Raw genomic sequence first — 14,089 nt, forward strand, 5'->3', positions numbered from 1 at the left:
TGGGTAGAACGGCGATTCTTCGCGCCCATAACAACGGACAAAAATCGGTAGCGGTCATGAGCAAAGCGGATGCCTTCACCCAGGCCGGGAAGACCGCGGTGTTGCAAAACATCCACGGCACCTTGCAGTTCCTGCAGCGATTCCCACCCTTCAATCAGATGGAGAACGCCCATCTGGCCTATCTGGTTGAACAGTGTCAACTGCGTTTCTACAGCACGGGCGAGAGCATCATCAAGCCCGCCGACGGGCCGGTGGAGCACTTTTATATCGTCAAGCAGGGACGAGTGGTCGGCGAGCGCCCGCACACGGCCAAGGGCGGCAGCGAAACCGTCTTCGAAATCACCACCGGCGAGTGCTTCCCCCTCGCCGCGCTGCTCGGCGAGCGGGCCACCCGCACCGAACACCTGGCGGGTGAAGACACCTTCTGCCTGCAACTGAACAAACCGGCGTTCATCAAGCTGTTCTCGTCCTCCGAGACCTTTCGCAACTTTGCCCTGCGTTGCGTCAGCAGCCTGCTGGACCAGGTCAACCAGCAAGTCCAGCGCAAGGCCGTGGAAACCCTCGGCACCCAGTACTCGCTCAACAGCCGCCTCGGCGAGCTGGCGATGCGTCATCCGGTGACCTGCAGCCCGAGCACCCCGCTGCGCGAAGCGGTGACCCTGATGCACGAGCAGCAGGTCGGCAGCATCGTGGTGGTCAATGAGGCCAAGGCCCCACTCGGCATCTTCACCCTGCGCGACCTGCGCCAGGTGGTGGCCGACGGCGTCCATGACTTCAACCAGCCCATCGACCAACACATGACCCAGGCCCCCTTCGCCCTGACCCCGGACCACAGCGCCTTCGACGCCGCGATGGCCATGACCGAACGGCACATCGCCCATGTCTGCCTGGTGAAGGAGCAGCGCCTGTGCGGCGTGGTCTCCGAGCGCGACCTGTTTTCCCTGCAACGGGTCGACCTGGTACACCTGGCGCGGACCATCCGCAGCGCGGCGCGCCTGGACAACCTGATCGCCATTCGCGGCGAGATCGGCCAGTTGGTGGAACGCATGCTGGCCCACGGTGCGTCATCGACCCAGATCACCCAGATCATCACCCTGCTCAACGACCACAGCGTCTGCCGGGTCATCGAACTGACCCTGGCCGAGAAAGGCGACCCGGGCGTGCCGTTCAGTTGGCTGTGCTTCGGCAGCGAAGGCCGCCGCGAGCAGACGCTGTACACCGACCAGGACAACGGCATCCTGTTCGAGGCCCGCGACGCCGCCCATGCCGCCGAGATTCGCGGCAAGCTGCTGCCCCTGGCGCAGCAGATCAACCAGAGCCTGGCGCTGTGCGGCTTCAGCCTGTGCAAAGGCAATATCATGGCCGGCAACCCTGAGCTGTGCCTGTCGCGGGCCGAATGGGCGCGGCGCTTCTCCGCCTTTATTCGCGAAGCCACGCCGGAGAACCTGCTGGCCTCGAGCATCTATTTCGATCTGCGGGTGGTCTGGGGCGAGGAACAGGCCTGCCAGCAACTGCGCCAGGGCATCCTCGCCCAGGTCGCCGACAACCGGCTGTTCCAACGCATGATGGCCGAAAACGCCCTGCGCCAGCGCCCACCGGTGGGGCGTTTGCGTGAGTTCGTGCTGAGCCGCAACGGCAGCGACAAGGCCACGCTCGATCTGAAAGTCCAGGGCCTGACCCCGTTCGTCGACGGTGCCCGCCTGCTGGCGCTGGCCAATGGTATCGAGGCCAGCAATACCCTCGAACGCCTGCGCCAACTGGTAGCCAAGGAAGTCATCGAAAGCCTCGACGGCGCGGCTTATGAAGAGGCCTATCACTTCATCCAGCAGACCCGCTTGCAGCAACATCAACTGCAGACCCGGCAGAATCTGCCGTATTCCAATCGGGTCGATCCGGAAAGCCTCAACCAGCTGGACCGACGCATCCTGCGTGAAGCCCTGCGCCAGGCCCAACGCCTGCAAAGCAGCCTGGCCCTGCGGTATCAGCTATGAAGCTGTTTTCCTGGCTGAGGGCCAACGAGCCGACACTGGATGCCGCGACACAGGCGCGGCTCAGGCAACTGCCCGCCGCCAAGTCCTTGGGCGAGTGTTCGCTGCGGGAACAGCGCTGGGTTGTCCTCGACCTGGAAACCAGCGGCCTGAACCTGAACCGCGACCAGGTGCTGTCCATCGGCGCGGTGGTGATCGAAGACGGCGCCATCGACCTGGGGCAGTGCTTTGAACGGACGTTGTTGCGGCCTGGGCAGAGCGTCAACCCCAGCGTGCTGATCCATGGCCTGGGGCCGAGTGCCCTGGCCGCCGGCAGCGATCCGGCGCAAGCATTGCTGGAGTTTATGGAGTTCGTCGGCGACAGCCCGCTGCTGGCGTTCCATGCGCCCTTTGACCAGCACATGCTCACCCGTGCGCTGAAAGACAGCCTCGGGTATCGCCTGCAACATCCATTTTTTGATGTCGCCGATATCGCGCCGTTGTTATGCCCGCAAGCGACCTTGCGCGAAGCCGGGCTGGACGATTGGATCGACCATTTCAAGTTGCAGGTGGAGGAGCGGCATAACGCCAGCGCCGACGCCCTGGCCACCGCCGAACTGGCGCTGATCCTGTTCAGCCGGGCGCGGCAGCAGCAGATCGATAGCCCGTTGAAGCTGCAACAACGCCTGGGACAGTGGAAACGTCGTCAGCAGAGCCCCTCTTTCTAAAGCCTGCCACATCCCCTTGTAGGAGCCCGGCTTGCCGGCGATGGCGGCCGCATGGGCGGTGCAAGGCTCAAGGGCCTCTTCGCGGGCAAGCCCTGCTCCTACAGTTTTGCGTCGAGCACAGATTTGGCGCACGACATAGAACTGTAGGAGCAGGGCTTGCCCGCGAAGACGTCAGTCCCGGCACCGCAATACCCAAGGAGCCCACCACCAGCAAGCCCACCTCCCACAACCCAATCTCCATTAAGACAAATGGCACACCGCCAATCGACCAGCAGCCATTGCGCCTTTTCCTGGGCCCTGACACAATCGCGAATAATTCTCGTTATTTTAAACTTCTTGTCGGTGATGTCCGTTGTCGTCAGTCCGAAGCCCCCATCATGCCCTTGTCGACGCGCTGTATCGCGACCATCGCAGCTGGCTGTTGGCTTGGCTGCGCCGCAACATTGCCTGCCCGCAGCGGGCCGAAGACCTGAGCCAGGACACCTTCGTCCGCCTGCTGGGCCGCGACGAACTGAACACACCGCGACAACCCCGGGCCTTCCTCGTGGCCATCGCCAAAGGCCTGCTGTTCGACCACTTCCGCCGCGCCGCGCTGGAACAGGCCTACCTCAGTGAACTGATGCTGATCCCGGAGGGCGAGCAACCGTCCCCGGAAGAACAACACTTGATCCTCGAAGACCTGCGGGCCATCGACCACCTGCTCGGCAAGCTCTCGAGCAAGGCCCGCGCCGCGTTCCTCTACAGTCGCCTAGACGGCCTCGGCCATGCCGAGATCGCCGAAAAGCTCGGCGTTTCCGTGCCCCGCGTGCGCCAGTACCTGGCCCAGGGCATTCGCCAGTGCTATGTCGCACTGTACGGCGAGCCGACATGAATCAGTTCAGCGCCAAACCGGTTTCCGCCCGCGTCCTCGATGCCGCCATTGCCTGGCAGTTGTGCCTGGACTCGGGCGGTCGCAACACCGTGGAACAGGCCGAGTTCGAGAAATGGCACGCGGCCCATGAAGAACACGCCCGCGCCTGGTCGCAGTTGGGCATGCTCGACCAACGCTTCAGCGGTACCAGCGGCCCGGCGCGGGGCGCCCTGCTGAAATCCCGCGACGGCGTCCGCCAGCGGGTACGCAAGCTCGGCAGTGGCGTGGCCAGTGTGATGCTGGCCTGCGGCCTGGCGCTGTTTCTCGGCAATCACTACCTACCCATCGATTACTGGCTGGCCGACCAGCGCACCGCCACCGGTGAACAACGCACCCTGCACCTGGCCGACGGTACGACGATCCAGCTCAACACCCACAGTGCCCTGGATGTGCGCTTCGATAAGAAGACCCGGCGCATCGTCCTGCGCGAGGGTGAAATCCTGATCGAGACCGGGCATAACGACACCCGACCGTTTATCGTCGAAACCGATGAAGGGCGCATGCGCGCACTGGGTACGCGTTTCCTGGTCAAGCGTGAAGACGACGGCACGCTATTGAGCGTCCTGCAATCGGCGGTGGCGGCCCGTCCACAGAGCAGTGCCGACGAACAGATCCTCCATGAAGGCCAGCAGGTGCTGATGCGTCGTGACAGCCTCGGTCCGTTGCAGGTCCTCGACCCCGGCGCCGATGCCTGGACCCGGGGCATGCTGGTGGTGGACAACGTGCGCTTGGCCGACATGCTCGAAGAGTTGGGCCGCTATCGGCGTGGCCATCTGGGTGTCGATCCGCACGTTGCCGACCTGAGGATCACCGGCAGCTTCCCGCTGCACGACACCGACCTGGCACTGACCGCCTTGCTGCCGACCTTGCCGGTACAGATCGAGCGGCATACCCAGTGGTGGGTGACGGTGCAGGCCAAGGCCGAAACCAAGCCTTGAGTCGTAATGGGTGCAAATCTCCTGGCAAGGATGTTTGCACCACTCTCCGCCGGTTCAGAAACCTTGAAGCGGAGCGCGCTCTTGTGGCGAGCGGGCTTGCCCGCGCTGGGGGGCGAAGCCCCCCTAAAACCGAAAAACGCGCTCTATCAGGCAGACCGCGATTGCCGGTTTACGACTGCTGCGCAGCCGAACGCGGGCAAGCCCGCTCGCCACAAGGGACATCTCCGTTCATCCACACTGGCGATGTGAATCTAAATTATTTCCAATCAACCCTATCAGTTTCTGAATTTCGCTCGGCCCATAGGCATTGAGAAACATTTCCATTCAGGAACCCGCCCTATGTCCCGCCCGCTCGACACCTTGCTGCGCCCCAGTCTCCTCGCCGTCGCCATTGCCCTTGGCACCCCGTTGCTCAGCCCGACGCTGATGGCGGCCGAACAGGCTTCCAGCGTTCACGCCTACAACCTGCCCGCCGGACCGCTGGGTTCGACCCTGAGCCAGATCGCCAGCCAGGCGGGCCTGGCCCTGAGCCTCGACCCGGCGCTGGCCTCGGGCAAAACCTCGGCACCGGTCAAAGGCCAGTTCGACGCCATCACCGCCCTGCACACCGCTCTTGGCGGTACCGGCCTGCAATTGATCCAAAGCAGCGCCGGGACCTACACCCTGATCGCGATCCCGAGCGGCGTCGTGGCCTTGCCGGAAACCAACATCACCGGCCAGGGCATCGCTGAAAGCGCCTGGGGCCCGGTCGAAGGCTATACCGCCACCCGCACCGCCGCCGGCACCAAGACCGATACGCCGATTGTCGAGGCGCCGCGCTCGATTTCGGTCATTACCCGTGAACAGATGGAAGACCGCGGCGTCCAGAACCTCGACGACGCCCTGCGCTACACCCCCGGCGTGATCGCCAGCAGCTACGGCAGCGACTCGCGCGCCGACTGGTTGCGGATCCGTGGCTTCGAACCCACCCAGTTCCTCGATGGCCTGCCGCTGCCCAAAGGCTCCTACGCCAACCCGAAACTCGAAACCTGGGACCTGGAACGTATTGCCGTCCTGCGTGGCCCGGCTTCTTCGGTCTATGGTCAAACCCCGCCGGGCGGCATGCTCGACATGGTCAGCCGTCGCCCCGAGGCCGAGAGCAGCCACGAAATCCGTGCCGAAGTAGGCAGTAATAACCGCAAACAGGTCAGTTTCGACAGCACCGGCAAAATCGACGACGACGGCCGCTTCCTCTATCGCATCGACGGGGTCATCCGTGACGGCAACACGCCCATCGACGATGTCAGCGACAAGCGCTACAACATCGCACCCAGCCTGACCTGGAATGTCGACGACGACACGCACCTGACCTTCCTGTCCGCATTCACCCGCGACGATACCGGTATCAGCGGCCAGTTCCTGCCCCTGCAAGGCACCAAGCTGCCTTCGGCGGCCGGGCCGATTTCACACAGCAAAAACCTCGGCGATCCGGATTCGGACTACTACGACCGCACTTACTACGCCCTGGGTTACGCCTTCGATCACCGCTTCAACGATGTCTGGCAGTTCAAACAGAACCTGCGCTACACCAAGAGCGAGCTGAATTTCCGTCAGGCCTACGCCTCCTTTGGCAATGTCGTCGCTCCGGACGGCACGCTGACCCGTCTGGTCGACAAGGTCGATGAAAACATCAGCCAGATCGCCGTGGACAACCACTTCCAGGCCGACTTCCAGACCGGCGCCCTCAGCCACACCGTCCTGCTGGGCCTGGACCATCAGCGCACCGATACCCGCTACAAATGGCAGGAAGGCAACGCGCCTGACAGCAACGTGAACAACCCGATCTACGGGCAAAACTTCTCCAATATCGCTTACAACACCTTCTACAACTACAACCAGAAAACCAACCAGACCGGCCTGTATGCCCAGGACCAGATCGCGTTGGACAAGTGGCGCCTGACCCTCGGCGGTCGCGAAGACTGGATTCACACCGGCACCACCTTCTTCAACAATAACAACGCCACCCACACCCAGCGCGACAGCGCCTTCAGCGGCAACGCCGGCCTGAGCTATGTGTTCGACTCCGGGATCACCCCTTACATTTCCTACACCGAGTCGTTCCAGCCGTCCGCGGGCGCCAACGCCAGCGCCACCCAGTCCTTCAAGCCAACCCAAGGCCACCAGTACGAAGCCGGTGTGAAGTACCAACCGCCAGGCAGCAAGACCCTGCTCACGGCGGCCGTCTTCGACCTTCGCCAGAAAAACGTCTCGGTCAGCGACCGTGGCATCACCAGCCAGATCGGCGAAACCAAGGTCCGAGGCCTGGAGCTGGAAGCCACGTCCGACGTGAGCAAAAACCTCAAGCTGGTCGCGGCCTACACCTACACCGACTCGGAAATCCTCAAGGGCGACGACCAGGGCAACCGCCTGCAACTGGTACCGCGTAACCAGGCTTCCCTCTGGAGCGACTACACCTGGCGCAGCGGTTTCCTCGATGGCTTCGGTGTCGGCGGCGGTGTGCGTTATGTCGGCGACACCTTCGGCAACACGGCCAACACTCCCAATGGTCACGTCAGCTCCTACACCGTCTATGACGCTGCGGTGCATTACGACCTGGGTCGCCTGAGCAGTTCCCTGGCCGGTGCGGCGGTGGAAGTCAACGCGAAGAACCTGTTCAACAAGGACTACCTCTCCACCTGCGACGGCACCTGGTGCTACTACGGTGACCAGCGCAGCGTGGTCGCCGCCGTGAACTACAAGTGGTAACCCGCTAGCCGCATCGCGTCGAAACAAGGGTCACGGTCCGCCGTGGCCCTTTTGCATTTGGAAATGCCATGAAAAGCCAAACCATCCGCCGCTGGTCCTTTGTCCACACCTGGGCCAGCCTGATCTGCACGCTGTTCCTGCTGTTGCTGGCGCTGACCGGCCTGCCGTTGATCTTCCACCACGAGATCGACCACCTGCTGGGCGACTCCGCCGCGCTGCCAACGCTGCCCGCCGACACCCCGCGCCTGGACCTGCAGCAACTGGTCCGCGCCGCCGAGGCCCATCGTCCGGGCGAGGTCATGCAGTATTTCGGCTGGGACGAGGACGAGCCCGACGGCGTGACCACCATCATGGCGAAAACCGCCGGCACCGAACCCAACACCTCCCACACCTTCATGCTCGACGCCCGCAACGGCCAGGCCGTGGAACTGCCCTCGGCCAACGGCGGCCTGATGATGGTCATGCTGCGCCTGCACGTGGATATGTTCGCCGGGCTCCCCGGCAAACTGCTGCTGGCCTTTATGGGCGTGCTGTTCGTGCTGGCGATCATCTCCGGCGTGGCGCTCTACCTGCCGTTCATGCGCCGACAGACGTTCGCCAGCGTGCGCCGCGATAAATCCACCCGCCTGCGCTGGCTCGACCTGCACAACCTGATCGGCATCGTCACCCTGACCTGGTGCCTGGTGGTAGGCATCACCGGGGTGATCAGCGCCTGCGCCGACCTGCTGATCGCCGCCTGGCGCGCCGACACCCTCGGCGCCATGGTCGCGCCGTACCGCGACGCCCCACCGCTGACCGAACTCGCCCCGGCCACGCGCCTGCTGGAGATCGCCGCCGAGGCCGCCCCCGGTATGCGCCCGGACTTTATCGCCTTCCCCGGCACGCGCTTTTCCAGCGAACACCACTACGCCGTCTTTATGAAAGGCAGCACCCACCTCACCTCGCACCTGCTGACCCCGGTGCTGATCGACGCCGCCACCCTGCAAGTCACCGCCGTCGGCCAACGCCCTTGGTACATGGACGCCATGGGCATGTCGCAACCGCTGCATTTCGGTGACTACGGCGGCCTGCCGATGAAGGTGCTCTGGGCGGTGCTGGATGGCTTGACCATTATCGTGCTCGGCAGCGGCGTGTACCTGTGGTGGGTACGCCGACGGACTAGCCTGAAAACCGAGGGCGCACGATGAAACCGCGCGCTTCGAATTTCTGGAAGGTCTTCGGCATTCCCGTGTTGATCGCCCTCCTCAGCGCGGCCGGCCTGTTCGCCGCGCTGTTGGGCGACGGCGCCTGGGATGCGCTGAGCTGGGTGGGGCTGGGGATTCCGGCGGCTATTTCCCTGCGCGGGCTGTTCGGCCGTCGCCATGGATAACCGCCGGAGAGGCTTTCAAGACAGAGCGCCACGTGACCTGCCTGTAAAGCTTTCAGTGGTCTCACGGGCCCTATCGCGAGCAAGCTCGGCTCCTACAGGGACCGTGCTCGGTCTTGTCTGACTAGCCAACAAGCGGGCCAACTCCGCGCCCCATTGCTGATCCTCGCGTAACCCCAGCGACCTACTCATGGGCAGCTCCCCTATCAAAGTTCAGCGCCTCGGCAGGCTTGCCCTGGCCAATCCCGTACCAGTCGAGTTTGCGGGTCAGCACCATAAACACCCCGAGCAGACAGAACAGCAGCAGCGAGCCCATCAGCAACGCATAGTCCTCGGCGCTCAGCAGCCCATAGAGCAAACCATACAACGCGGCCAGGCCGATGCCGAAACCCAGGCCATGGGTCAGGCTGCGCAAGACATGGCAGACATAGAAGCCGATCAACGCCACACAGGCCCCAGCCGACAACAGATAAGCCAGGCCAAACCCAAGGTGCTCCGACAACGACAGCAACAGCAGATAGAAGAAAGCCAACGCCACGCCGACCAGGGCGTACTGGACCGGATGCACCGCCAGGCGCTTGAGCACTTCGAAGAGGAAGAAGCCGGCAAAGGTCAGGGCGATAAACAGCAGCGCATATTTGATCGCCCGGTCGGACTTGAGGTACTGGTCCACCGGTTCGATAAAACTCACGCCGAAGTTGCGGGCCTTGAAGCCATCGCAGTCGCTGGTCGCCAGGCAGTTGTTCAAGGCTTCACGCAGATTGGTGGAGAAGAACGAGGTCTGCCACTGGGCGCTGAACCCCTGGTCGGTGACTTCCCGTTTGACCGGCAGGTAGTTGCCGATAAAGCTCGGGTGCGGCCAATCGGCACTCAGATGGATGCTGCTGGTCTTGCCCACCGGCAGCACCTGCAACTGACCGGTGCCTTGTAGCACCAGGTCGAAGGAAAAATCGAGGCGCTGCTCTTCGCGGCCATCGACCCGCGGCAAGTTCACATGCACACCGTCACCCAGCCAACTGACCTGGGTCCCGGGCCGAAACTCCAGGTTCTGGCTGCCCACCTGCAAGGTCAGGGCGTTTTCGATGCCACGGATATCGCTGATGCCCACCGCCAGGTACGGCTCGTCGAAGCGGTAATCGGCAAAGTCCTCGGTGATACCCAATTGCAACGGCAGCACGAAGTTACCGCTGATCTGGTTATTGGCATGAAACAGCCGCGCCTCGTAAATGCCCCGCGAGCGCAGTTCGGTCTGAACCTTGCCATCGAGCTCAAAACGCTCCGGCAAGAAGTACAGGCGCCCGCTGACTTCGCTGCTTTGCTGGTAGCGCTCGCCCTTGGCATCGGTCTTCCATTCGCGCACCGTCTGGCGATACGGCACCACCAGCAGCGGACCATTCAATTGCTGGCTGTAGCTGGAACTGCGGGCGATATCTTCCAGGACACCGTCGCGCAAGCGCTGACGTTCGCTGATCACCCCGTCGATCATCATCAACGGGACCAGCAACAACAGCATCAGTAGGGCAATCGCCCCGAGTTTTATAGCCAGACCGCGGTTCATGGGTTCTCTCCCTGTTGGTATGGGGGAGAGTCTGCGCAGCCTGTGTGGGGGCTTGATGGGACGAATGTGGAGACTGTGTGGAGATGCGGTGTTTATCCGGGAAAGCTCAGGCTGACCTCGACCCCGCCGGGCACATTGCCGATGTGCAGTTCGCCGCCGTGCAGCTTCATCACTTCCTCGACAAAGTTCAGCCCCAGCCCGGTGCTTTTGCGGCCGCTACCTGGCCGTGGAAGGGAGTAGAAGCGTTCGCTCAGTCTCGGCAGCGCATACTCGGGAATCGCCTCGGCCTGGTTGAACAGCGTCAAACACAGCTGCCGGCCCTGGCGTTCGGCCTTGAAGTGCACAAGCCCCTCCGGCGGCGTAAAGTCCAGGGCATTGTCCAACAGATTGCCGATGGCCTGACGCAGCAGGAAGGGTTCGCCGAATACCTTCAGGTCCGGTGCAATCGACTGCTGCACCTGCAAGCGTCCGCGTTCGATCCGCGCGGCCTGGGCCTGCAAGACTTCATCCACCAGGCTCCCCAAGGGGATCTCGACCTGCTCCTCCAATACCTGACGCTGCTCCACCAGTGCCAGGTTCAGCAACCGCTCGATCAACCGCTGCATCCGCGCGCTTTCGCTGTCGATATTGCCGACAAAACGCTCGCGCTGGGCTTCCGGCATCTCGCCCTGCAACAGCTCCGCCGCCCCACGAATCGCCGCCAACGGGCTTTTCAGTTCGTGGGTCAGGGTGTGCACGTAACGCTCGACATAGGCCTTGCCCTCCAACTGCGTGCGCATATGCTCCACGGCATTGGCCAACTGCGCCATCTCTCCGCCGCGATAGCGTGGCAGCTCGGCCTTTTGACCTTCACTGACCGCCTGGGCGTAAGCGGTCAGGCGCCGCAACGCCGCACTCAGCCACCAGGACAACAGCGCGCCGAACAACAGGCCCAGGCCGATAAGCCCGGCGCCGTACATCAGCAGGCGGTGCTCGGTGCGGTCCACATAAGGCTGCAACGAACTATTGGGCTTGGCCACCGTGACCACGCCAATGATCTGGCCATTGTCGGTGATCGGCGCGCCGACGTGCATCACCGAGGAGTTCGGGTCACCGTCCACCGTGCGGGTCGAGCGGGCGCCGTACTCGCCGCGCAGGGTCAGGTAGACATCGTTCCAGTTCGAATAGTCCTGTCCCACCGCCTGCTCGGCGGAATCGAGCAAGACGATGCCACGGGCGTCGGTCACGTAGATCCGGTGGTTGACCTGATTCTTCTCCAGGCCCCAGATGGTCGCCGCCGGCTTGCGCTGGCCATAGGCCTTGAGTGCCTGCGGCAGGCGACTCTGGCTGAGGGTGCCGTTCTTCACATCGTCATGGAGAATTTCCGCCAGCAGGTTGGCGGTGTCCACCAGGGTTTCTTCGGTGGACTGACGCACGCCGGGGCGGATTTCCTTCATCACCGTGTTCAGCACGAAATAGCCGGTCAGGCCGACGAAAAGGAAGTACACCAGGAAAATCCGGATCCCCAACGGCATCAGCTGTTCCCCGGACTGTAGCTGTAGCCCAGGCCGCGATGGGTCTGGATCGGTTCGGCATCGCCAGCCACCGCACGCAGCTTGGCTCGCAGGCTCTTGATATGGCTGTCGATGTTACGCTCGTAGCCGGCGTCCGCCGCCACGCCCAGCGCATCAAGCAACTGCTCGCGGCTGAAGACCCGTTCGGGTTGCTCCAGCAGACTGGCGAGCAGGCGGAATTCGTGACGGGTCAGGTTCAAGGGCTGGCCGCGATAGCTGATCTGTACCCGTTCGTGATCGACCAGGAAGCGTTCACTGGAAACCGCCGACAGCGCCGGGGGCACCACACGCTTGAGGATCGCCCGCACCCGCGCCGCGACTTCCCGTGGGCTGAAGGGCTTGACCACATAATCGTCGGCGCCGATTTCCAGGCCCACCACGCGGTCGATCTCGCCATCACGGGCGCTGAGAAACATCACCGGCACTTCGGTAAAGCGCCGCAGCTGCTTGCACACCTCGAAACCGCTGATATCCGGCAGGCCGATATCGAGGATCAGCAGGTCGGCCGGCGTCGTGCGCTGGTGCTCGACCGCCGCGCCCCCCAGGTTCAGCCAGGTGGTGGTAAACCCCTCGCCTTGCAGGGCGTAGATCAGGGTATCGGCAATCGCCGCTTCGTCTTCGACAATCAGGATATGGGGCATGGCGTCCGAGCACTGGTGTTGATCGCGCAACGGTGCCGGACCCGTGCCGCCCCGTCAATCAGCAGTGAGGCTGGTCGGCGGTATAACGCCGCGCCGGGTTCACCGCCGCGCCGAATTCGCGCAGGGCCTTGGCGCCGATCAGCAGCGGGTAGTTGAAGCCGCTGCGGTTGGTCAGGTTGACCTCCACGCTACGCTTGACGTTACCCAGGCACATTTCCAGTTCCACCACCGGGCGCTTGCTCGCGTCGCTGGCTTCGCCGTCTTCGTCTTCCTCGGTACGGGTCTTGATCTTGCTGATGCGCGCGACCTTGTGCTCGTAGACCTTGCCGTCGGCATCGGCCGTGCCCAGGCGGAAACGCACCCAGTCCTCGCCGTTGCGCTTGAACAGCTCGATGTCCTTGGCCGACAGCGAGGCGGTCAACGCACCGGTGTCCATCTTGGCCTTGAAGGTCTGGCCGATTTCCGGCAGCTGGATATATTCGTAGCGCCCGTAGAGGGTCGGTTCGGCCGCCATGACCGGCAGGGCCAGGAGGGACAACAGGGCAAGAATGGATTTCACTTCGGCTGTACCTTTGGGTGGACGCACAAGGGGCGCCATTTTAGACCGCTGTTCGCGCGTTGGTTCATGAACAAATCTGACAGACCACTATCAACCTATCCGACATCCCGTGAAACATTTGTCGCCCGGGCAATTTGGCGTCTGCCCGCGCCCGCCTTTATCATGGCGCGCCCTCACGTTTTGAAAGAGTCCCTGTATGCGCCGCCTGCTCACCGGCAGTTTCGTCACGTTCCTGCTTTTGCTCAACACGCTGGTACTGTTCGGCCCGCTGATGCTCTTCGCCCTGCTCAAGCTGCTGCTGCCCGGTCGTTTTCGCGACTACGCCAGCGCGGCGGTGATGTGGATCGCCGAAACCTGGGCCGAGATCGACAAGCTGATCTTCGCCCTGTGCATCCCCACCCGCTGGGATATTCGCGGTGCCGAAGGCCTGCGCCGCGACACCTCGTACCTGGTGGTCTGCAACCATCAGTCCTGGGTCGATATCCCGGCGCTGATCCAGACCCTCAACCGGCACACGCCGTTCTTCAAGTTCTTCCTCAAGAAAGAGCTGATCTGGGTGCCGTTCCTGGGCCTGGCCTGGTGGGCGCTGGACTATCCGTTCATGAAGCGCTACTCCAAGGCCTTTCTCGACAAGCACCCGGAACTCAAGGGCCATGACCTGGAAATCACCCAGGCCGCCTGCGAGCTGTTCAAGCGCCAGCCGGTGACCGTGGTCAACTACCTCGAAGGCACCCGCTTCAGCCCGGCCAAACGCCAGGAGCAGGACTCGCCCTTTACCCATCTGCTCAAGCCCAAGGCCGGCGGCGTGGCCTTCGTGCTGGCGGCCATGGGCGAACAGCTGGACGCGATCCTCGATGTCACCGTGGTTTATCCACAAGAGCGGATTCCGGGGTTCTGGGATTTGATCAGCGGCAACCTGCCCAAGGTCATCATCGACTTCCAGACCCGCGAATTGACCGCCGATCTGTGGCAAGGCGACTACGAGAACGACCCGGTGTTTCGCCAGCAGATCCAGGACTGGGTCAACCAGCTCTGGAGCGAGAAGGACCAGCGTATCGCGGCGCTGCGCAGCGAGAGCGCGTCGACAGAACGGTCCGTTTGATCAGCCCATAAAAAAACGCATC

12 protein-coding genes are annotated in these 14,089 nt (G+C 63.1%); 8 read left to right on the forward strand and 4 right to left on the reverse strand.

Annotated elements, in window-relative coordinates; translation table 11 throughout:
• Positions 1-56 precede the first annotated feature (56 nt).
• The 7 genes from M5B42_RS17940 to M5B42_RS17970 all read left to right on the forward strand — a co-directional run bounded on the left by M5B42_RS17940 (position 57) and on the right by M5B42_RS17970 (position 8,657).
• Positions 57-1,991 (forward strand): putative nucleotidyltransferase substrate binding domain-containing protein, encoded by a 1,935-nt coding sequence (locus M5B42_RS17940; RefSeq protein ID WP_248746597.1) that lies wholly within the window; start codon positions 57-59, stop codon positions 1,989-1,991.
• Positions 1,988-2,695, forward strand: a complete 708-nt coding sequence (locus tag M5B42_RS17945; RefSeq protein ID WP_248746598.1) for a 3'-5' exonuclease — start codon at positions 1,988-1,990, stop codon at positions 2,693-2,695. Before M5B42_RS17940 ends, M5B42_RS17945 begins: the two co-directional genes overlap by 4 nt.
• Positions 2,696-3,047: 352 nt before the next feature.
• The gene (locus M5B42_RS17950) at positions 3,048-3,566 is read left to right on the forward strand and encodes an RNA polymerase sigma factor (RefSeq protein WP_248746599.1); all 519 of its coding nucleotides are present in this window, start codon (positions 3,048-3,050) and stop codon (positions 3,564-3,566) included.
• Positions 3,563-4,543 carry a FecR family protein gene (locus tag M5B42_RS17955; protein ID WP_248746600.1) on the forward strand — a complete coding sequence of 327 codons (981 nt, stop codon included), beginning with the start codon at positions 3,563-3,565 and terminating at the stop codon, positions 4,541-4,543. Before M5B42_RS17950 ends, M5B42_RS17955 begins: the two co-directional genes overlap by 4 nt.
• Before the next feature lie 339 nt (positions 4,544-4,882).
• Positions 4,883-7,288 (forward strand): TonB-dependent siderophore receptor, encoded by a 2,406-nt coding sequence (locus M5B42_RS17960; protein ID WP_248746601.1) that lies wholly within the window; start codon positions 4,883-4,885, stop codon positions 7,286-7,288.
• A gap of 68 nt (positions 7,289-7,356) precedes the next feature.
• Complete coding sequence (locus tag M5B42_RS17965; RefSeq protein WP_248746602.1) at positions 7,357-8,475, forward strand: PepSY-associated TM helix domain-containing protein; 1,119 nt, start codon at positions 7,357-7,359, stop codon at positions 8,473-8,475.
• Complete coding sequence (locus tag M5B42_RS17970) at positions 8,472-8,657, forward strand: hypothetical protein (RefSeq protein WP_177102982.1); 186 nt, start codon at positions 8,472-8,474, stop codon at positions 8,655-8,657. The genes M5B42_RS17965 and M5B42_RS17970 overlap by 4 nt, the downstream gene beginning before the upstream one ends.
• 181 nt (positions 8,658-8,838) lie before the next feature.
• On the opposite strand, the gene creD is transcribed toward M5B42_RS17970, so the two are convergent.
• The 4 genes from creD to M5B42_RS17990 all read right to left on the reverse strand — a co-directional run bounded on the left by creD (position 8,839) and on the right by M5B42_RS17990 (position 12,965).
• On the reverse strand, positions 8,839-10,212 hold the full coding sequence (gene creD, locus M5B42_RS17975) for a cell envelope integrity protein CreD (RefSeq protein ID WP_248746603.1): 1,374 nt from the start codon (positions 10,210-10,212) through the stop codon (positions 8,839-8,841).
• A 92-nt stretch (positions 10,213-10,304) separates the two neighbouring features.
• Positions 10,305-11,726, reverse strand: a complete 1,422-nt coding sequence (gene creC, locus M5B42_RS17980) for a two-component system sensor histidine kinase CreC (protein WP_248746604.1) — start codon at positions 11,724-11,726, stop codon at positions 10,305-10,307.
• On the reverse strand, positions 11,726-12,406 hold the full coding sequence (gene creB, locus M5B42_RS17985; protein ID WP_103499639.1) for a two-component system response regulator CreB: 681 nt from the start codon (positions 12,404-12,406) through the stop codon (positions 11,726-11,728). Before creB ends, creC begins: the two co-directional genes overlap by 1 nt.
• 58 nt (positions 12,407-12,464) lie before the next feature.
• Positions 12,465-12,965, reverse strand: a complete 501-nt coding sequence (locus M5B42_RS17990) for an ATP-dependent zinc protease (protein WP_248746605.1) — start codon at positions 12,963-12,965, stop codon at positions 12,465-12,467.
• Between the two features lie 196 nt (positions 12,966-13,161).
• Between M5B42_RS17990 and M5B42_RS17995 the strand changes: the two genes are divergently transcribed.
• Positions 13,162-14,067, forward strand: a complete 906-nt coding sequence (locus M5B42_RS17995) for an acyltransferase (RefSeq protein ID WP_248746606.1) — start codon at positions 13,162-13,164, stop codon at positions 14,065-14,067.
• The last annotated feature ends 22 nt before the right edge of the window (positions 14,068-14,089 follow it).

This window comes from Pseudomonas sp. MWU12-2037, assembly GCF_023242345.1.
GTDB lineage: Bacteria > Pseudomonadota > Gammaproteobacteria > Pseudomonadales > Pseudomonadaceae > Aquipseudomonas > Aquipseudomonas gingeri_D.

Excerpts from the sequence above, each read along its gene's own strand:
- M5B42_RS17970 (WP_177102982.1), top strand. The coding sequence starts at position 8,472 with ATGAAACCGCGCGCTTCGAATTTCTGGAAGGTCTTCGGCATTCCCGTG.
- M5B42_RS17965 (WP_248746602.1), top strand. The coding sequence starts at position 7,357 with ATGAAAAGCCAAACCATCCGCCGCTGGTCCTTTGTCCACACCTGGGCC.
- M5B42_RS17945 (WP_248746598.1), top strand. The coding sequence starts at position 1,988 with ATGAAGCTGTTTTCCTGGCTGAGGGCCAACGAGCCGACACTGGATGCC.
- M5B42_RS17940 (WP_248746597.1), top strand. The coding sequence starts at position 57 with ATGAGCAAAGCGGATGCCTTCACCCAGGCCGGGAAGACCGCGGTGTTG.
- M5B42_RS17955 (WP_248746600.1), top strand. The coding sequence starts at position 3,563 with ATGAATCAGTTCAGCGCCAAACCGGTTTCCGCCCGCGTCCTCGATGCC.
- creB (WP_103499639.1), bottom strand. The coding sequence starts at position 12,406 with ATGCCCCATATCCTGATTGTCGAAGACGAAGCGGCGATTGCCGATACC.
- M5B42_RS17960 (WP_248746601.1), top strand. The coding sequence starts at position 4,883 with ATGTCCCGCCCGCTCGACACCTTGCTGCGCCCCAGTCTCCTCGCCGTC.
- creC (WP_248746604.1), bottom strand. The coding sequence starts at position 11,726 with ATGCCGTTGGGGATCCGGATTTTCCTGGTGTACTTCCTTTTCGTCGGC.
- M5B42_RS17995 (WP_248746606.1), top strand. The coding sequence starts at position 13,162 with ATGCGCCGCCTGCTCACCGGCAGTTTCGTCACGTTCCTGCTTTTGCTC.
- creD (WP_248746603.1), bottom strand. The coding sequence starts at position 10,212 with ATGAACCGCGGTCTGGCTATAAAACTCGGGGCGATTGCCCTACTGATG.